Here is a 16,902-nt window from a genome sequence, read left to right as displayed (position 1 = left end):
TTCCCCTATCGTCCGTAGGGGAGAGGCTGCGGATAGTCCCGCAGCCACTGGGTGCGATCCGCCACGATGCGCAAGCGGCAATTCCCCTCGATCAGGAGGCCGCCGGAACCGCCCGCCATTTTCGAGCGGGTCACTTCGTCAGTACAAACGTCCCAGCGGTTTTTCAGCCACGTCCGCTGCAACGCGCGCAGCCGCGATCGCGCCGTGTCACTGGGCAACCGGCGGAGCGCGCCGCGATACGCCATGTTCAGCGCCCGATCGAGCCGCCGATATTCGGCCGCCATGCAGTCCTGCATCGCCGCGGTGACGCCCCCGCTGTCGGTGATGCATTGGCGAAACTCCGGCGATCGATCCAACGCCGCCGCGTCTGTTGCCCGAACGCCGCCGATGCCAGGCGTGACAAGCATGAATAGCCCGGCGGCGGCGAGCATCGATCGGCTGGCCGTCGCTTTATGGTGAGAACATGGTGCCATCGCTCGCTCTCCCGTCCGGATGCGGTGCCGACCGAATGGTCACAGCCGGGCGGACGTCGTCTGGCGGGATAGGACGGCGCGCCCTGCGGTGGCAGGGCGGGCGGCGTACCGGTGCACCGACGGGCTTTGTTTTGTGATGGTCGCAGGGGATGTTGATGTGATGGCAAGGTCCGATCAGCGACGCATGTTATGGGCGCTCACGCTGCTCGGCGCCGCTGTGTCCATCGGTCTGCCAGCCAGCCTGTCGAGCGCGCGCGAACCGGATGCCGCGAGGCCGCCGGATCCGCCGCGCCGTCCGCCAATGTCGCAGCTCATCTTTCGGGGCGCCGCGCCCAGTGACATGCGCGCGATGTTGGATGCCGGGGGCGACCCGCTGTTGCCTGATCGCGACGGGGATACCGCGGTCCATTATGCGGCGATGGCGCGCGATCCGGCCTATCTGGAGATATTGCTGGCGCACGGAACAAGCCCCGATACGCCCAATCGCAGCAACGGTCGCACGCCGCTGATGTCGGCCATGCTCGCCGAGAATGACCGCCAGTTTGCCATGCTGTTGGCCGCGGGCGCCAGCGCCGCGCTGGCCGATGCGACCGGCAACACGCCGCTGCATGTTGCGGCGCAGATCAACGAACCGCGCTATGTGCTCGCCCTCCTGGACGCAGGCGCGCCAGCCACGGCGCGCAATGCGCAGGGACAGACGTTTCAGCGCTATCTGTTCATGACCCCCGACCGGCTGTTGAATACCGAAACATTGCGGGCGCGGCGGGCGGTCGTCACATGGCTGCGGCAACATGGCATCGCGCTGGAGATTCCAACGCCATAGGGGTTGGAACGCCCCATGTACCGGTTCCTGCGGTCGATTGGGTTCGCGCTTATGCTCCGCTAGGGTCGCGCTATCGATAATTTCCTTGGGATGGCGTCGATGCAGGGGCTGACATCTTTATATCTGGCGTCCGGCCGGGCGCCGGGCTCGGTCGATCATCGTCGATGCGGAAAGGCGATTGGCGCGCGCCGCGCGGGCGACAGCGATCACTGTCCTGCGTCGATGGTGCGGTGGTCAGGCGGCCAAGCTGGTCGGAAAGGTCGGCAACACGGCCCCATCGTTCAGCGACCGGCGCATCGCCCGGCGGCACGGATAGCCCAGAATGCGCAAGATGTTCGACACATGGTTGCGCACCGTAAAATGCGAAAGCCCAAGCTTGCGGCCAATTTCCTTGTTCGACAGGCCGTTCAGCAGATAATTCAGAATCTCTCGCTGCCGGTGTGTCAGCGGCGTGGGCGCGGGCGCGGAGAAGGGCTCGGCGGCCATATCGGTCACGTCGCGATCGACGTACAACTGGGACAGGTTGATGATCTCCGAACCAGGGAGCACCGATTTAATTCGCGATATGGCGTCCTCGCCGCGATGCCGCGAAATCGTTACCAGCACGATGGTCCGATCCCCACGATCGCGGGGATCGACGTCCGACTGCAACGCGGGATATGATGACGGGTCAATATGTTTCATGGCGCGGCAATGCTATCGCATCGGCGACAAAGGATGAGGGGGGAAACCGGCAGTTGGCTTGCAGGCGACAATGAACGGGTGGAGTTTTCTACCAATGGCTTGTCGGTGATGACGAGCGTTCCGGAGGAGCGGGCCCGGTCAGTGCGCGGCGGCGCCAATCCACACGCGTTGGCGGGTGCGACGACGACGCAGGACCGCAAGGCGATTACCGCGACGACGGTGAAGCTGGCGGCGCTGTTCTGGCTGTGCGTGCTGCTTTCGGACAGCCTGCTGTGGGGTATCGCCGGGACCGATCCGATCGCGTCGGCATTCGGCAAGGTGGTATTGAACAGCTTTGGGGCCGCGCTGACTTTGGTGGTTACCGCGCTATTGTTCCGACTGCGCGCCGTATCGATCTTCACCAAGGTCGTGATCGCCTTTACCTTCTCGATCCTGGCCGCGGCGATTTACAGCGGGATCGACATCATCATCTATTTGTGGATGGCGCGGCCCGACAGCTGGCAGTTCGACAATGTCCAGTTCGGACACACGATGATTTCCAGCACCGCGATGTTTTTTGGCTGGTCATGCCTTTATGTCGCATTGATCTACAGCTTTGATGTCCGCGACCGCGAGCGCAGTCTGGCGCTGGCGCGCGAGGAAGCGCTGTCGGCGCAGATGCGCGCGCTGCGCTATCAGATCAATCCGCATTTCCTGTTCAACACGCTCAATTCGGCGATGGGGCTGGTCGAGGAGGGAGCGACCGCGCGGGCGCAGCGGATGATGGTGTCGCTGTCGGCGTTCCTTCGCCAGACGCTGGAACTCGATCCGATGAAGGACGTCACTTTGGCGGCAGAACTGGCCTTGCAGGAGGATTATCTGGAGATCGAGCGCGAGCGTTTCCCGGATCGGATGCGGTTCACCATTGATGTGGAGGAAGCCGCGCTTCAGGCGCTGGTCCCCAATTTGATCCTGCAACCGCTGGTCGAAAATGCTGTCCGCCATGGCGTCGAGCCCTGTACCGGGGAAGTCGGGATCCGGATCACCGCTTGGCGCGAGGGCGATCGTCTTGGCATCCGGGTCGAGAATGATCTTTGCTCGGTCGAAGAAAGCGCCGTGCGACCGGGCAGCCGGATCGGATTGCGCAATGTGGCCGAGCGGCTGTCGGCGCGCTTTGGCGCTGACAGCGGATTTGAAACCAAATTGACCCCGGCGCTGTTCCGCGCCGAAATCCGACTTCCCTGGGCGGTCTGATGCAGCCTTTGTCGATTTTGGTGGTCGATGACGAACCGCTGGCCCGGCGCCGTGCAGTGCGGCTGGCGCAGCAATTGCCTTGGGTCGGTGAAGTCGGCCAGGCGGGCAATGTCGCGCAGGCCATCGACTGGTTAGCGGCTACCCCCTGCCACATCATCTTGCTGGACATCCGGATGCCGGGGGGCAGCGGGTTCGACCTGATCAGGCACTTGCCCGATCCTGCGCCCGCCGTCATTTTCGTCACCGCTTTCAATGACCAGGCGCTGCGCGCGTTTGAGGCGCGTGCGGTGGATTATGTGACCAAGCCGATCGAAACCGGACGGTTCCAGACCGCGATGGAGCGCGCGCGCGCGGTTGCCGAGCAGTCGAACAGCGCCGACCGCATCCGCGAACTGGAAGAAGTGGTGGCCAATTTGCGCGCCACCGGCGATGCGTCGCGGCCACATATGGCCGAACTATGGGTGCGGGCAGGCGGCGAATATATCCGTATCAAGCCCGAGAGCATTACCCATGTCGCGGCCGAACGCGACTATGTCCGCATCCACGCCGACGGCCAAAGCTATTTGTACAACGAAAACCTCTCGACGCTGGAACGGCAATTGCCGGCGCAGCAGTTTCTGCGCATCCACCGCAGCACGATGGTACGGATCGACGCGGTCGAACGCGTGAAGGGCGGGCAGTTTCATTCGCTGATCGCGGTCCTGAACGACGGCACCGAACTCAGGGTCGGTCGCACCTACACCGCGGCCATTCGCGCCCGCCTCGCGCGCCGCGACTGACGGGTCCGGCAACCGGGTCGGACGGCACAGGCTTCAACTTTTTCTTTGCCGACGGGCAGACGGGTGCTGCTTGTCTCACTCTGCATCCCGTGCAAGGGACGCGCGCACAGGTTGCGGGAGAGGTATCGATGGACTTCGACGTGGTGATTGTCGGCGCCGGCCATGGGGGCGCGCAAGTCGCGATCATGCTGCGTACCCAGAAATTTACCGGCAGCATTGCAATCATCGGCGACGAACCCGAACTGCCCTATGAGCGGCCGCCGTTGTCGAAAGAGTATTTCGCGGGCGAAAAGGAATTCGAACGCATCCAGCTGCGTCCCGCCAAATATTGGGACGAGCGCGGGGTGACGATGTTGCTGGGCACGCGGGTCGTATCAGTCGATCCGGCGGCGCACCACGTCACCACGGACGGTGGCAAGACGATCGGTTACGGCAAGCTGGTTTGGGCGACCGGCGGCAGCCCGCGGATGCTGCCGATCCCGGGCGGCGACCTGCCCGGCGTCCAGGGCGTGCGGACCCGCGCCGATGCCGATGCGATGAAGGCGGCGTCGGAGACCGCGGGCCAGATCGTCGTCATCGGCGGCGGCTATATCGGGCTGGAAGCCGCGGCGGTGCTGCGCAAGGCGGGCAAGAAGGTCGTGCTGCTCGAAGCGCAGGACCGCGTGTTGGCGCGCGTCGCGGGGACCGAACTCTCGCGCTTCTACGAGCGCGAGCATCGCGAGCATGGTGTCGACCTGCGGCTCGGCGTCGCGGTCGAAGCGATCGAGGGTGAGAGCCATGTCACCGGGGTGCGGCTCGCCGACGGCGAAGTCATCCCCGCTGATCTCGTCATCGTCGGCATCGGCATCGTCCCCGCGGTCGAACCGCTGATCGCGGCGGGTGCGGCGGGCGGCAATGGCGTGCTGGTGGACCGTCTGTGCAAGACCAGCCTGCCCGACATATATGCGATCGGCGATTGTGCCGCGCACGAGAATGATTTTGCCGAAGGCGTCGTGATCCGGCTGGAATCGGTACAGAACGCCAATGATCAGGCCAATGTCGTCGCCAAGGGCATTTGCGGCGATGAAGCGCCCTATCATGCAATTCCCTGGTTCTGGTCCAATCAATATGACCTCAAGCTCCAGACCGCTGGACTATCGACCGGCCACGATCGCGCCGTGATGCGCGGCGACCCGGCGACGCGCAGCTTTTCGGTCGTCTATCTGAAAGCGGGGCGGGTGATCGCGATCGACTGCGTCAATGCGACGAAGGATTATGTCCAGGGCCGGATGATTGTCACCGCCGGGGTGCGCGCGACCGCCGAGCAGCTCGCTGATACGGAGACGCCGCTGAAAGCATGGCTGCCCGCATGACGAAACCTAAGGCACAGGCGGCCCGCTACTGACCGTTGGCGGCTCGTCGCCGAGCGCCCGTTTTAACGAAGCCTTGATGTTGCGGAGCAGGCGGCGCAGCGCGATGATCACGATCACCGCCGCGATGGCCATGACCACCGCGATCACGATCGCGAGGGGCGGATAGGCGATGGCCAGCGCCAGCAAGCCGCCGGTCGCGACATCCTCGCCGGTCGATACCACGGCATTGCTGAACGGCTCGGGACTGGCGTTGACGACCGCGCGCGTCGTCGCCTTGGCGCCGTGGCTGAGCAGCGCGCCGCCGCCGCCGAGCAGAAAGGCGATCACCTGCCAGGTCGGATCGGACGCATCGACAAGCGCGAGCGCGAGCAACGCGCCGCCCAGCGGGCGGATGACGCTGTGGACCATGTCCCAGATCGAATCGATCCAGGCAATTTTGTCGGCGAGGAATTCGGCGAGGGTGCCGACCGCCGCGACGCCGAGCACCCATGGGTTCGCCAGCACCTGCAAGGCGGCGAGATGTTCGGGCAGCGGCAGCCAGCCAAAATGCATCGCCGTCCCGGTGGCCAATATGGTGAGGTAAAGCCGCCATCCGGCGAGCAGGCTGAGGCTGCCGGCAACGCCCAAAATTTCGACGATTCCCAATATCCTGCTCCCTACACCGGTTCGCCTTCTTCTTGCACCTCCGATTGCCGTGCCGCAATGCCGGGATGACAAGGGTCCACGGCCCGGTTATCGCATTGATGATGAGCAGCATCACGACCCCACCGGTTCGATCGGAAAATTTGCCCGACGGTGCGATTCCCGCCGCCACACTGGTCATCATGCGTCCATCGGACGCCGGCGGGCCGGACGAAATCCTGATGGTCAAGCGGTCGACCACGATGGCTTTTGCGGCGGGGGCGGTCGTGTTTCCCGGCGGACGGGTCGATCCCGACGACTATCTGGTGGCGCGCCAGCACGCGCCCGATCTTGATCAGGCTGATGGCGCAGCGCGGGTCGCGGCACTGCGCGAAACGCTTGAGGAAACGGGGCTCGCCGTCGGCTGGCCGGGGTTGGCCGATGCGGAGGTGGCGGATGCCCGCCGGGCGCTATTGGCCGGAACCTTGCTCTCCGACATGCTGGCGGCGCGCGGCGATCGAGTCGCATTGGATTCCTTTGTCCCCTTCACGCGCTGGTGTCCGAATTTCAAAGAGGCACGGACCTTTGATACGCGGTTTTATGCCGTCGCGGCGCCGCCGCACAGCCAGGAACTGACGGTCGAGGAGGCCGAGCACAGTCATATTTTCTGGGCGAGCGCGCGTGAAACGCTGGCGATGGCCGATCGGGGGGAGGTGTCGGTCATTTTTCCCACCCGCCGCAATCTGGAACGGCTTGCCCAAGTTACCGATTTTACGGGTTTCACCGACCATTCGGGTCAGTTTCCCGTGGAACTGATCACCCCCTGGATCGAAGACCGCGACGGCGAGGCGTTTTTGTGCATTCCGGGGCATTTGGGATACCCGGTGACGAGCGAATCCTTTGAGCGTGTTCGGCGTGGCTAGTGGCCTTTTTGCAACAATTTTCTCTCTATTTAGCAATTCGGTAAGATTTGGCGGGCTAGGGCAAATCGTCGTTGCATTTGCTGAATGCCGTGCCTAGTAGGGCTGTGCAGAAGCAGATCGGGGATTTTCTCCGGTGTGATTCGACAAGACTAATCCAGTGGACGGAGAATATAATGAACCTGCTCAAAAAGGCTGCGATCTCTCTCGCAGCGACCTCGATGATTGCAGCCCCGGTTGCCGCATCGGCCGCTCCCGCAGCCCGTGCAGCTTCGGCCGTTGAAGGCCAGAGCGAGCTGGAAGGCTCGAGCTGGATCATCGCGATCATCGCACTTGCAGCCATCATCGGCGGCATCATCATCGCGTCGGACAACAACGACGACGCGCCGACCAGCCCGTAATTTCGGCTGATCGCTAAAGTTACCAAAAGGCTCCGAGTTTGCTCGGGGCCTTTTGTGCGTCTGCGATATTGGCTCTCGTGCCGATCTGGACAAAAATGTCGTCAATTGGAATCGTGATTGCGAGCGAAGCGAAGCAATACAGGGTGTGACAAGCCGCTCTGGACTGCTTCGCTTCGCTCGCAATCACGCCTATAGCAACCTGGGCGCATCAGATTAGAGCGTGATATTCCGTACCATGCGCGAGCGTGCGAGCGGGATCGCTGTCCGCGCCCGTTCCGTCGCCGCGGGGTCGATCCGCGCCAGCGTCACCCGATACCCCGCCTCGTCCTGAGCCGCCCCCGCGTCGACCAGCACCGCTCCCCATGGATCGACAGCAAGGCTGTGACCAAAGGTTGACCGGCCGTCCTGATGACCACCGCATTGCGCCGCCGCCAGCACATGACAGCCGGTTTCGATCGCGCGGGCGCGCATCAAGACATGCCAGTGCGCCTCGCCGGTCGATACTGTGAAGGCGGCGGGAATCGCGATCAGAGCCGCCCCCTGATCGACCAGTGCCCGATAAAGTTCGGGAAAACGCAGATCATAACAGACGCTGAGCCCCAATGGCCCGAGCGGCGTTGCGACGACGACAATCGCATCGCCGCCGGCATAGGCCGCCGATTCCGTCCAGTTTTCCCCCGTTGGCAGGGTGACGTCGAACATATGGATCTTGTCATATCGCGCGCGGATACTGCCGTCGGCGGCGATCACATGGCTGCGGTTCACGCGCCGTGTGCCCTCGTCGGACAGCAGCGGTATCGATCCCGAATGCAGCCAGATGCCATGTTTTTGCGCCAGCGCCTGCAATGCTGCGGGCCAGGGGCTGTCGGCCTCGCGGACGATATGCGCCGCCGATCGCGCCCGATCGCGGTCGAGCAGCAGTGACATTTCGGGCAGAAACGCCATCGCCGCGCCGCCCGCCGCGGCCTCCGCCAAGGCCCGATCGATCGTCGCCAGATTGGCGGCTGGATCGATACCGCTGGACATCTGGACCAGTGCGGCAATCGGGACGGCGCCTGGAGGATCGTACGTCATCGTCATCCCGCTATCGCTAAGCTGAAGCGCTTTGCAGGACAAGCGCCGCGACAGTTCAGTGGCCAGCAAGGTTCGAACGCGATAAGATGGCCCAATGGCCAATTCTTCTGCGCGTATGTCGCTTCGTTTTTCCCGATCGTTCCTGTGCGCCAGTGCCAGCGCGGCGCTGTTGTTGCTGCCCTTCGCCGTCAACGCACAAGGTAAACCCGCGCCGACCACGGCAATCAGTCCGGTCGCGACCAGCGACTGGCTCTATGCCGGCAGCGACATTCCGCGCGACACCGCGTGGCAATTCGGCACGCTGCCCAACGGCGTACGCTATGCCGTGCGCAACAATGGCGTGCCGCCGGGCCAAGTGTCGATTCGGGTGCGCATGGACGTCGGTTCGATGTTCGAGACCGAACAGGAGCGCGGCTATGCCCATTTGCTCGAACATCTGACCTTTCGCGGCTCCGAACATATCCCTGACGGGGAGGCCAAGCGCATCTGGCAGCGGTTCGGAGTCACTTTCGGCAGCGATTCGAACGCGCAGACGACCCCAACGCAGACCGTCTATCAACTCGACCTGCCCAACGTGACCCCGGCCAATCTTGATGAAAGCATGAAATTGCTGTCGGGGATGATCCGGGAACCGCGAATTTCGGAGCTGGCGGTCGCCGCCGAGCGTGGTGTGGTCATGTCTGAATTGCGCGAATCGGACGGGCCGCAAAAACGGATTGGCGATGCGACCAACGCGCATCTGTTTGCCGGCCAGCTGCTTGGCGACCGCTCGCCAATCGGCACGACGACATCGCTGAGCAAGGCCAGCGCCACGACGGTCGCCGCCTTTCACAAGCGCTGGTACCGCCCCGAACGCGCGGTGGTGGTCATCGTCGGCGACGCCGAGCCCGCCGAACTGGCGCGGCTGGTGGAAAAATACTATGGCGACTGGCGCGCCGAAGGGTCAAATCCCGCCGACCCCGATTTTGGCAAACCCGACCCCAAGGCATCCGCCGCGCTTGAAATCGTCGAGCCGAACCAGCCGCTCGCGCTGACGCTAGCGATGGTCCGCCCCTGGAAAAAGCGGATCGATACGATCGAAAACACGCGGCGGCTCTATCTGGAATTCATCGCCCAGGCGCTGGTCAACCGGCGGCTGGAAAACCGGGCGCGCAGCGGCGGCAGCTATTTGGTCGCGACTGTCGAACAGCAATATGTCAGCCGCAGCGCCGACGTCACCTTGGCGTCGATCGTTCCCTTGAGCGACTGGAAGGCCGCCCTCTCCGACGTGCGCGGGGTGATCGCCGATGCGGTCAAAACGCCGCCGTCACAGGCCGACATCGACCGCGAGGCGAACGAGATCGAAGCCTTTCTGCGCAAAGAATGGGAAAATGCCCGCAACGAACCGGGCGCACGGCTCGCCGACGATCTGGTCCGCGCGGTCGATATCCACGAGGTGGTGACCAGTCCGCAGGGACAGGTCGATATGTTCAAGGCGATCCGCGCCTCGGCAACCCCGCAAGTGATGCTCGAAACCAGTAAGGCGATCTTTGCTGCGCCCGTGACCCGCGTCGTGTTGACCACACCGACCGCGGCGGGCGGCAACGCCGCGGTGCTGGCGGCGCTGAAGGCACCGGTGACTGCGCGCGACGACCGGCTGGCGACAGTGCAAGCCGATTTCAAACAGCTCCCGGCGTTCGGAACGCCAGGCACGATCACGTCGACCACCAGCCTGCTCGGCCTGCGCGCCGAACGGATCGAATTTGCCAATGGTGTGACCGCGCTGGTGTCGAACAACAAGATCGAACCCGGCAAGGTCCGCGTCAATGTGCGCTTCGGCACTGGCAACCGCAGTGTCGCCGCCGATGCCCCGAACCTGTTGTGGACGGGTGATTATGCGCTGGTCGCCAGCGGCATCGGCCCGTGGGGCCAGAACGAGATCGACCAGTTGACCAACGGACGCCAGATCCAGCTCAATTTCGCGATCGACGACGATGCGTTCGAATTGTCGGCGGAAAGCAAGCCTGCCGATCTGGCCGATCAGATGCGGCTGATCGCGGGCAAGCTGGCGCAGCCGCGCTGGGACGCGGCGCCGATCGAGCGCCTGCGCGTCGGCTATCTCACCGGTTATGACCTCAACGACGCGACCCCCAATGCAGTGCTCGACCGCAACCTGCGTGGCTGGCTGACGGGCAATGACGCGCGCTGGGCGGCGCCCGACAAGGCGCAGATCGAAGCCCTGACCCCGGCCGCTTTCCGCGCTTTTTGGGAGCCGCGGCTGGCCAGCGGACCGATCGAGGTGCAGATTTTCGGCGATTTGGAATCGGTCGATTATCGCCAGATCCTGGCGGCTACGCTTGGCGCGCTGCCACCGCGCAAGGTGCTGGCGCCCGTCGGCGGGCAACGCGTCGATTTTGCCAAACCGGCGAAAACGCCCGACATCGCTTATCACCGCGGCGAACAGGGGCAGGCGGCGGCGATGACCGCGTGGCCGACCAGCGGCGGGCGGACCAATCCGCGCGACGCGCGCGGGCTCGAAGTGCTCGCCGCGGTGTTCAACGACCGTCTGTTCGACCGGCTCCGCGCCGAACAGGGTGCCAGCTATGGACCGGTGGTGGACAGTCATTGGCCGACCGGGTTCGACAGCGGCGGTTATCTGCTCGTCGGCAGCCTGCTCGCGCCCAAGGATATCGACCGTTTCTATGGCATCGCGCGCGACATCGCCGCCGATCTGGTCGCCAACCCGGTCAGCGCTGACGAACTGACGCGCAACGCGGTGCCGATCCGGGAACAGGTCGCGCGGGCGTCGACGGGCAATGTCTATTGGATGTTCCTGCTGGAGGGCGCGACGCGCGACCCGCGGGTCACCGCCGCGGCGCTGTCGATGCAGGACGATATTGCCGCCGTCACCGCCGCCGATGTTCAGCGGCTGGCGCAGCAATATCTGACGCCGCAGCGTCAATGGTCGCTGGCGATCCTGCCCAAGGGCATGACGCTGGCCGATGCGTCGGCGCTCGGCGCCGCGACCGCGAATCCGGCAACGACGACGGCGGGCGGACGCTAGGCCGGTTCGCCGCCGGGTGCCGGGGCGCGCACCTTGCGGATGCGCGGTTCGCGGTCCAGTTCGCCCTTGGTCATGATGTCGCGCCGCATCTTGGCGCGCACGTCATGGATCGACGCGATCACCGGCCCCATCGCGACGCCCAGGTCGATCAGCACGGCTTCGGCAAGTTGCAGCGAACTTTCCAGCGTTTCGGGCACCGCGTCGGTCGCCCCCGCCTGATACAGTGCCGCGGCATGGTCGGCGTCGCGGGCGCGGCTGATGATCGGCAGGTCAGGGAATGCCTGTCGCAACTGCTTGGTCATGCGCAGCTGCTGCACAGGATCGTCCATTGTCAGCACGATGGCGTCGGCGCTTTCGATCCCCAGCTTGTCGAGGCTGCCCTGCCGCGCGACGTCGGCAAAGCGCACCTTAAAGCCGTCGCGCCGCGCCACCGCCACGCTGTCGATATTGGCATCGACAGCAATATAGGATCGGCCATGCTCGCGCAGCAGCTCGGCGACGGTGCGCCCGACGCGGCCGAATCCAACGATCACCGTCCGCGCCACCGCAGGTTCATCCTCTGGCGTGTCGTCGCTGCGCATTTCGATCCGCCGCGCGATGTCATGCCCGATTCGCGCCAGCAGCGGGGTGATCGTCAGCCCGATCGCGGTGACCAGCTGCCAGAAACTGGCCGTTTCGGGGTCGATAATGCCCGCCGTCAGCGCCGCGGTCAGCACGATCAACGTCGTTTCCGACGGGCTGGCCATCAACAGGCCGACTTCGGCGGCGGTGCCGCGGCGTGCGCCAGAAAAGCGGAGCAGCGATGCGGTGACAATCGCCTTGACCAACACAACGCCGACAACCGCGGCGATCAGCAGCGGCCATTGCGCGGCGATGCTTTGGAGGTCCAGCCCCATGCCGACGCTGATCAGGAACACCCCGAGCGCGAGGCCCTTGAACGGCGCCGTGATCGCTTCGACCTCGCCATGATATTCGGTTTCGGCGATCATCAGGCCCGCGAGCAACGCCCCGACGATCGGCGACAGGCCGACGGTGGCGGTGGCGAGCGCGGCGACGATAACGACCAGCAGGCTGGCGGCCAGGAACAACTCGGGGTCTTTGGCGCGCGCCGCCTGGGCAAAAATGCGCGGCAGCAGGAACCAGCCCGCGACCGCGAGCACTGCGACGACCAGCGCGCCCTGCCATAAGGTGGTCAGCAGCAATTCGGTGTTGTCGCCCGCCGGATTGGGGGCGAGGGCGCCGAGAACGAAGATGATCGGGACGATTGCCAGATCTTCGAACAAAAGCATCGAAAAGGAGGCGCGCCCTACTGCCGACTTGGTCCCCACCATCGGCAGCACCAAGGCCGTCGAGGAGAGGGCGAGGGCGATCCCCAATCCGAACGCCGCGGGCGTCGAAAGATCGCCAAGCAACCACAGACCGCCACCGAGGATTGCGCCGCCGAGCAGCAATTCGGCGGCGCCGACCCCGAACACCAGTTTGCGGAGCGACCAAAGACGGCGGAACGAGAGCTCGAGCCCGATCGAAAACAGCAGCATGATGATGCCGAATTCGGCAAACAGCGCGATATCGTCGGTCGATCCGATGGTGATATGCTTCAACCACGAATAATCGCTGGCCAGCGACCCCAGTCCCGACGGCCCGACGAGCAGGCCAACCAGGATGAACCCGATCACCGGCGGCAGGCGAAAGCGCGCAAACGCCGGGATGACGATGCCCGCGGCGCCCAGCACGACCAGCGCATTGCCGATGGCCGATGTTTCTGTTTCCGATACCATAGGGGCCGACCTTATGCAGGCCGACCCCGATTGGCTAGACGTCTATCTTCGTTCACCAACTCTAATCCTCCCCCTTGATGGGGGAAGCAGCGAGACTTGGCAGCTTGCTGGCCTGGTCGCAGCGGTTGGGGTGCGCTCTCGGTCTGAAGCGACGGCGCAAGGACGCTCCGTCACCCCCATCCAACTTCGCCTAATCGCTTCGCGATAAGGCTCCGTATCCCTCCCCCATCAAGGGGGAAGGCCGAGGAGCGTCAGCTACCCATCTTCGCTTCAAGATTCTCGACGATCGCCTCGAAGAAGCCCTCGGTGGTCAGCCAATTCTGGTCCGGACCGATCAGCAGCGCCAGGTCCTTGGTCATCTTGCCGCTCTCGACCGTCGCAACGCACACCTTTTCGAGGTCGTCGGCGAATTTGATCAGCGCCGCATTGTCGTCGAGCTTCCCGCGGTGCTTGAGCCCGCCGGTCCATGCAAAGATCGACGCGATCGGGTTGGTCGAGGTCGCCTTGCCCTGCTGGTGCATCCGGTAGTGGCGGGTGACGGTGCCGTGCGCGGCTTCGGATTCGACGGTCTGGCCATCCGGGGTCATCAGCACGCTGGTCATCAGGCCGAGCGAGCCAAAGCCCTGCGCGACGGTGTCCGACTGGACGTCGCCGTCGTAATTCTTGCAGGCCCAGACGAACTTGCCCGACCATTTGAGCGCCGATGCGACCATGTCGTCGATCAGGCGATGTTCGTAAACGATGCCCGCGGCGTCGAAATCGGCCTTGAATTCGGCGTTGAACACCTCTTCGAAGATGTCCTTGAAACGGCCGTCATAGGCTTTCAGGATCGTGTTCTTGGTCGACAGATACACCGGCCACTGGCGCGCGAGGCCGTAGTTGAGGCTGGCGCGTGCGAAGTCGCGGATCGAATCGTCGAGGTTGTACATCGCCATCGCGACGCCCGACGAGGGGAACAGGAACACTTCTTCGTCGATGACCTTGCCATCTTCGCCCTCGAACACGAGGCGCAGCTTGCCGGGGCCGGGGACACGGAAGTCGGTCGCCTTATACTGGTCGCCGAACGCGTGACGGCCGACGACGATCGGGTCGGTCCAGCCGGGGACGAGCCTGGGCACGTTCTTCATCACGATCGGTTCGCGGAAGACGACGCCGCCCAGAATGTTGCGGATCGTGCCGTTGGGTGACTTCCACATTTTCTTCAGGCCGAATTCTTCGACGCGTTGCTCGTCGGGGGTGATCGTCGCGCACTTCACGCCGACGCCATATTTGGCGATCGCGTTCGCGGCATCGACGGTGATCTTGTCGTCGGTCTGGTCGCGCATTTCGATGCTGAGATCGTAATAATGCAGGTCGATGTCGAGATAGGGAAGGATCAGCCGCTCGCGGATCCATTGCCAGATGATCCGGGTCATTTCGTCGCCGTCGAGTTCGACGACCGGGTTGGTTACCTTGATCTTGCCCATGCTTTACGCCTTTATCCTTGGGGAGTCGGAGTTGCAGCGGGCCTTAGGCAAAGCGGCGCGATTGATCAATGGGCGTGGTGGAACCGCGGAGGTGCCTTATCCATTGTCAGTATCAGGCGCGCACCCTAGAAGAACGGCCATGTCCAACATCATCTCTTCCAACCGCCCCGGTGGCGGCATCAAATGGCAATGGCCATCGATCCATCCCGAGGGGCGCAAGTTCCTCTTGATCGCTGCGATCATCACCCTTTGCTTCTGGCTGCTCGGCTGGGAGATCGTCGGCTGGCTGATGCTTGGGGTGACCGTATGGATCGGGACCTTTTTCCGCGACCCCGTGCGCATCACCCCGACCGGCAGCGATGTCGTCATCGCGCCCGCCGACGGGCTGGTGACCCAGATTGCCGAAGTGGCGCCGCCGCCCGAGATCGCGGGCGCCGACGGGCTGGGCGACGCGCCGATGCTGCGCGTATCGATTTTCATGAGCGTGTTCGATGTCCATATCAACCGCACCCCGGTTGCCGGGTCGCTGCGCAAGCTCGTCTATATCCCGGGTAAATTCCTCAACGCCGACCTCGACAAGGCGAGCGAAGAAAATGAGCGTCAGCATTTCGTCGTCGAGCGCGCCGACGGGGTGCGGATCGGCTTCACCCAGATCGCGGGTCTCGTCGCGCGGCGGATCATGCCGTTTGTCACCATGGGCAACGAGTTGACCACCGGCCAGCGCGTCGGGCTGATCCGCTTCGGCAGCCGCGTCGATGTCTATCTCCCCGCCGGGACCACGCCGCAGGTCTTGCTCGGTCAGCGGACGCTGGCAGGTGAGACCGTTGTCGCGCGGATCGGGAAGGCCGACCTGATCGACGGCATCGGGCAATAGGGTGACCGACGACCACCAGCTTCCGGCTGACGACCACCAGCTTCCGGCTGACGCCGCTGGCCGCCGGATCGGCGGCATCGGCCTCCGCGCCTTTGCCCCCAATGCGATAACCGTGCTGGCGCTGTGCTTCGGCCTGACCGGCGTGCGCTTCGCGATCGGCGGGCAGTTTGAACTCGCCATCGCCGCAGTGATTTTTGCCGGGGTGCTCGACGGCATGGACGGGCGCATCGCGCGCCTGCTGCGCGCCCAGAGCAAATTCGGTGCTGAGCTCGATTCTCTGTCGGATGTCATCGCGTTTGGCGTGGCTCCGGCGATGATCCTGTTCCTCTGGTCGCTACAGGATGCGCCAAAATTCGGCTGGACCGCCGCGCTCGCGCTGGCGGTCTGTTGTGCGCTGCGCCTCGCGCGCTTCAACTCGCGCATGGATGCCGATTTTCAGCCACACAAGTCAGCGGGATTCAACACCGGCATTCCGGCGCCCGCCGGGGCGGGGCTTTCCTTCGTGCCTGTCTATCTGTGGCTGACGACCGGCAATGAGCTATTTCGCGAATGGTATGTCGTGATGCCTTGGGCGCTGGGCGTCGCAATGCTGATGATCTCTGCCATTCCCACCTACAGCTGGGCCTCGATCCGGCTGCGCCGGTCGTGGCGGTTGTTCGCGCTGGCGGGGGTCGGATTGCTCGGCGCTGCGCTGGTGACCGCGCCGTGGCTGACGCTGCTCGCCGTCTGCGCCCTTTACGCGGCGACGCTGCCGTTCGGCCTCGCCAGCTATGCGAAGGTCAGGCGGCGCAGCTGAACTGCGGCCGGTTGCGCTGGGGGCGGGCGACGATGGCGCGCGCGATGTGGCGCCGCGGCGCCGATGGGCGCAGCTTGATGGTGATTGCAGGTCCGGGCTGCGGTGCGGCATCGTCCGCAAAAGCACCTTCACCGAGCAGCGCGGAAAGAATCGCCGACTCGTTCGATTTCAACATCGCCAGGATCACCGTGATGCCGAGACCGGCGGCGAGGGCGAAGAGGAGAGCAGCTGCGACCTGAACCATGATCTGTCCTTCCGGGTTTTCGTTAACGAAACCTTTCCGACGGGAATGACGGTTTCGCTTGTCTTTTAGTTGCATGTTCTTGATTTGTTCTCAACCGTTTTGCGACGAACGGAGTCAAATTGTCGCCGGATCGAATGACCCGCCGCGCGCGCCGTTCGTCCCAAATGCGCCGTCGGCGCTTGCTTTTGGCGATCAACGCGGCTAACGGCCCGCGCATTCCACATGGAAGGCGCACATAAACCGGTGCCGGGATCATCCGCTTGCGGAACCCGGTTCTTGCTTTCCAGAGGACCAACCGGAAGGAGAAAGACTATGGCGGCACCTGTCGTCACGATGCAGAA

At 64.1% G+C, this 16,902-nt stretch carries 17 protein-coding genes; 9 read left to right on the top strand and 8 right to left on the bottom strand.

All coding sequences use genetic code 11. The features are described 5' to 3' along the window. Positions 1-5: 5 nt before the first annotated feature. Positions 6-431, bottom strand: a complete 426-nt coding sequence (locus VGN68_RS12580) for a lysozyme inhibitor LprI family protein (RefSeq protein ID WP_327477183.1) — start codon at positions 429-431, stop codon at positions 6-8. 226 nt (positions 432-657) lie between these two features. On the opposite strand from VGN68_RS12580, the gene VGN68_RS12575 reads away from it, so the two are divergent. Then, complete coding sequence (locus VGN68_RS12575) at positions 658-1,296, top strand: ankyrin repeat domain-containing protein (RefSeq protein ID WP_327477181.1); 639 nt, start codon at positions 658-660, stop codon at positions 1,294-1,296. Between the two features lie 234 nt (positions 1,297-1,530). Here VGN68_RS12575 and VGN68_RS12570 read toward each other — a convergent pair whose 3' ends face one another. Further along, the gene (locus VGN68_RS12570) at positions 1,531-1,980 is read right to left on the bottom strand and encodes a LuxR C-terminal-related transcriptional regulator (RefSeq protein ID WP_327477179.1); all 450 of its coding nucleotides are present in this window, start codon (positions 1,978-1,980) and stop codon (positions 1,531-1,533) included. Between the two features lie 108 nt (positions 1,981-2,088). On the opposite strand from VGN68_RS12570, the gene VGN68_RS12565 reads away from it, so the two are divergent. The 3 genes from VGN68_RS12565 to VGN68_RS12555 all read left to right on the top strand — a co-directional run bounded on the left by VGN68_RS12565 (position 2,089) and on the right by VGN68_RS12555 (position 5,344). Next, complete coding sequence (locus VGN68_RS12565; RefSeq protein WP_327477177.1) at positions 2,089-3,213, top strand: sensor histidine kinase; 1,125 nt, start codon at positions 2,089-2,091, stop codon at positions 3,211-3,213. Beyond that, the gene (locus VGN68_RS12560) at positions 3,213-3,992 is read left to right on the top strand and encodes a LytTR family DNA-binding domain-containing protein (RefSeq protein WP_327477175.1); all 780 of its coding nucleotides are present in this window, start codon (positions 3,213-3,215) and stop codon (positions 3,990-3,992) included. The genes VGN68_RS12565 and VGN68_RS12560 overlap by 1 nt, the downstream gene beginning before the upstream one ends. Before the next feature lie 128 nt (positions 3,993-4,120). After that, positions 4,121-5,344 carry an FAD/NAD(P)-binding oxidoreductase gene (locus VGN68_RS12555; RefSeq protein ID WP_327477173.1) on the top strand — a complete coding sequence of 408 codons (1,224 nt, stop codon included), beginning with the start codon at positions 4,121-4,123 and terminating at the stop codon, positions 5,342-5,344. Between the two features lie 6 nt (positions 5,345-5,350). Here VGN68_RS12555 and VGN68_RS12550 read toward each other — a convergent pair whose 3' ends face one another. Next, the gene (locus VGN68_RS12550) at positions 5,351-5,989 is read right to left on the bottom strand and encodes a DUF4126 domain-containing protein (protein ID WP_327477171.1); all 639 of its coding nucleotides are present in this window, start codon (positions 5,987-5,989) and stop codon (positions 5,351-5,353) included. Positions 5,990-6,090: 101 nt separating this feature from the next. Here VGN68_RS12550 and VGN68_RS12545 point away from each other — a divergent pair, with 101 nt between their 5' ends. Together VGN68_RS12545 and VGN68_RS12540 are read left to right on the top strand one after the other, a co-directional pair. After that, complete coding sequence (locus tag VGN68_RS12545; RefSeq protein WP_327477169.1) at positions 6,091-6,888, top strand: NUDIX hydrolase; 798 nt, start codon at positions 6,091-6,093, stop codon at positions 6,886-6,888. Positions 6,889-7,061: 173 nt separating this feature from the next. Then, positions 7,062-7,286, top strand: a complete 225-nt coding sequence (locus VGN68_RS12540) for a hypothetical protein (protein WP_293698144.1) — start codon at positions 7,062-7,064, stop codon at positions 7,284-7,286. A gap of 213 nt (positions 7,287-7,499) precedes the next feature. On the opposite strand, the gene VGN68_RS12535 is transcribed toward VGN68_RS12540, so the two are convergent. Next, complete coding sequence (locus tag VGN68_RS12535; protein WP_327477166.1) at positions 7,500-8,366, bottom strand: carbon-nitrogen hydrolase family protein; 867 nt, start codon at positions 8,364-8,366, stop codon at positions 7,500-7,502. Positions 8,367-8,454: 88 nt separating this feature from the next. Here VGN68_RS12535 and VGN68_RS12530 point away from each other — a divergent pair, with 88 nt between their 5' ends. Continuing rightward, positions 8,455-11,403, top strand: a complete 2,949-nt coding sequence (locus tag VGN68_RS12530) for a M16 family metallopeptidase (RefSeq protein ID WP_327477164.1) — start codon at positions 8,455-8,457, stop codon at positions 11,401-11,403. Here the strand turns inward: VGN68_RS12530 and VGN68_RS12525 are convergent. Continuing rightward, positions 11,400-13,181 carry a cation:proton antiporter gene (locus VGN68_RS12525; RefSeq protein ID WP_327477162.1) on the bottom strand — a complete coding sequence of 594 codons (1,782 nt, stop codon included), beginning with the start codon at positions 13,179-13,181 and terminating at the stop codon, positions 11,400-11,402. The two genes, VGN68_RS12530 and VGN68_RS12525, sit on opposite strands and share 4 nt — an antisense overlap. A gap of 251 nt (positions 13,182-13,432) precedes the next feature. Then, the gene (locus VGN68_RS12520; RefSeq protein WP_327477160.1) at positions 13,433-14,647 is read right to left on the bottom strand and encodes an NADP-dependent isocitrate dehydrogenase; all 1,215 of its coding nucleotides are present in this window, start codon (positions 14,645-14,647) and stop codon (positions 13,433-13,435) included. 139 nt (positions 14,648-14,786) lie between these two features. Here VGN68_RS12520 and VGN68_RS12515 point away from each other — a divergent pair, with 139 nt between their 5' ends. Both VGN68_RS12515 and VGN68_RS12510 read left to right on the top strand, forming a co-directional pair. Next, positions 14,787-15,521, top strand: coding sequence for a phosphatidylserine decarboxylase (locus tag VGN68_RS12515; protein WP_327477158.1), 735 nt, complete (start codon positions 14,787-14,789; stop codon positions 15,519-15,521). A 67-nt stretch (positions 15,522-15,588) separates the two neighbouring features. Continuing rightward, positions 15,589-16,317: a phosphatidylcholine/phosphatidylserine synthase gene (locus VGN68_RS12510; protein ID WP_327477195.1), complete on the top strand. Its 729-nt coding sequence runs from the start codon at positions 15,589-15,591 to the stop codon at positions 16,315-16,317. On the opposite strand, the gene VGN68_RS12505 is transcribed toward VGN68_RS12510, so the two are convergent. Both VGN68_RS12505 and VGN68_RS12500 read right to left on the bottom strand, forming a co-directional pair. After that, positions 16,301-16,636, bottom strand: a complete 336-nt coding sequence (locus VGN68_RS12505) for a hypothetical protein (protein WP_327477156.1) — start codon at positions 16,634-16,636, stop codon at positions 16,301-16,303. The genes VGN68_RS12510 and VGN68_RS12505 overlap by 17 nt on opposite strands. After that, a partial coding sequence (locus tag VGN68_RS12500) for a hypothetical protein (protein ID WP_327477154.1) occupies positions 16,627-16,902 on the bottom strand: 276 nt, incomplete at its 5' end. The genes VGN68_RS12500 and VGN68_RS12505, both read right to left, overlap by 10 nt.

It is taken from the genome of Sphingopyxis sp. (assembly GCF_035998965.1).
Classification (GTDB): domain Bacteria; phylum Pseudomonadota; class Alphaproteobacteria; order Sphingomonadales; family Sphingomonadaceae; genus Sphingopyxis.
The sequence above is the reverse complement of the archived record's forward strand: the minus strand, read 5'-3'. Positions and strand labels throughout refer to the sequence as shown.

Excerpts from the sequence above, each read along its gene's own strand:
- VGN68_RS12530 (WP_327477164.1), top strand. The coding sequence starts at position 8,455 with ATGGCCAATTCTTCTGCGCGTATGTCGCTTCGTTTTTCCCGATCGTTC.
- VGN68_RS12555 (WP_327477173.1), top strand. The coding sequence starts at position 4,121 with ATGGACTTCGACGTGGTGATTGTCGGCGCCGGCCATGGGGGCGCGCAA.
- VGN68_RS12505 (WP_327477156.1), bottom strand. The coding sequence starts at position 16,636 with ATGCAACTAAAAGACAAGCGAAACCGTCATTCCCGTCGGAAAGGTTTC.
- VGN68_RS12545 (WP_327477169.1), top strand. The coding sequence starts at position 6,091 with ATGAGCAGCATCACGACCCCACCGGTTCGATCGGAAAATTTGCCCGAC.
- VGN68_RS12515 (WP_327477158.1), top strand. The coding sequence starts at position 14,787 with ATGTCCAACATCATCTCTTCCAACCGCCCCGGTGGCGGCATCAAATGG.
- VGN68_RS12535 (WP_327477166.1), bottom strand. The coding sequence starts at position 8,366 with ATGACGATGACGTACGATCCTCCAGGCGCCGTCCCGATTGCCGCACTG.
- VGN68_RS12580 (WP_327477183.1), bottom strand. The coding sequence starts at position 431 with ATGCTCGCCGCCGCCGGGCTATTCATGCTTGTCACGCCTGGCATCGGC.
- VGN68_RS12520 (WP_327477160.1), bottom strand. The coding sequence starts at position 14,647 with ATGGGCAAGATCAAGGTAACCAACCCGGTCGTCGAACTCGACGGCGAC.
- VGN68_RS12570 (WP_327477179.1), bottom strand. The coding sequence starts at position 1,980 with ATGAAACATATTGACCCGTCATCATATCCCGCGTTGCAGTCGGACGTC.
- VGN68_RS12540 (WP_293698144.1), top strand. The coding sequence starts at position 7,062 with ATGAACCTGCTCAAAAAGGCTGCGATCTCTCTCGCAGCGACCTCGATG.
- VGN68_RS12525 (WP_327477162.1), bottom strand. The coding sequence starts at position 13,181 with ATGGTATCGGAAACAGAAACATCGGCCATCGGCAATGCGCTGGTCGTG.
- VGN68_RS12565 (WP_327477177.1), top strand. The coding sequence starts at position 2,089 with ATGACGAGCGTTCCGGAGGAGCGGGCCCGGTCAGTGCGCGGCGGCGCC.
- VGN68_RS12575 (WP_327477181.1), top strand. The coding sequence starts at position 658 with ATGTTATGGGCGCTCACGCTGCTCGGCGCCGCTGTGTCCATCGGTCTG.
- VGN68_RS12560 (WP_327477175.1), top strand. The coding sequence starts at position 3,213 with ATGCAGCCTTTGTCGATTTTGGTGGTCGATGACGAACCGCTGGCCCGG.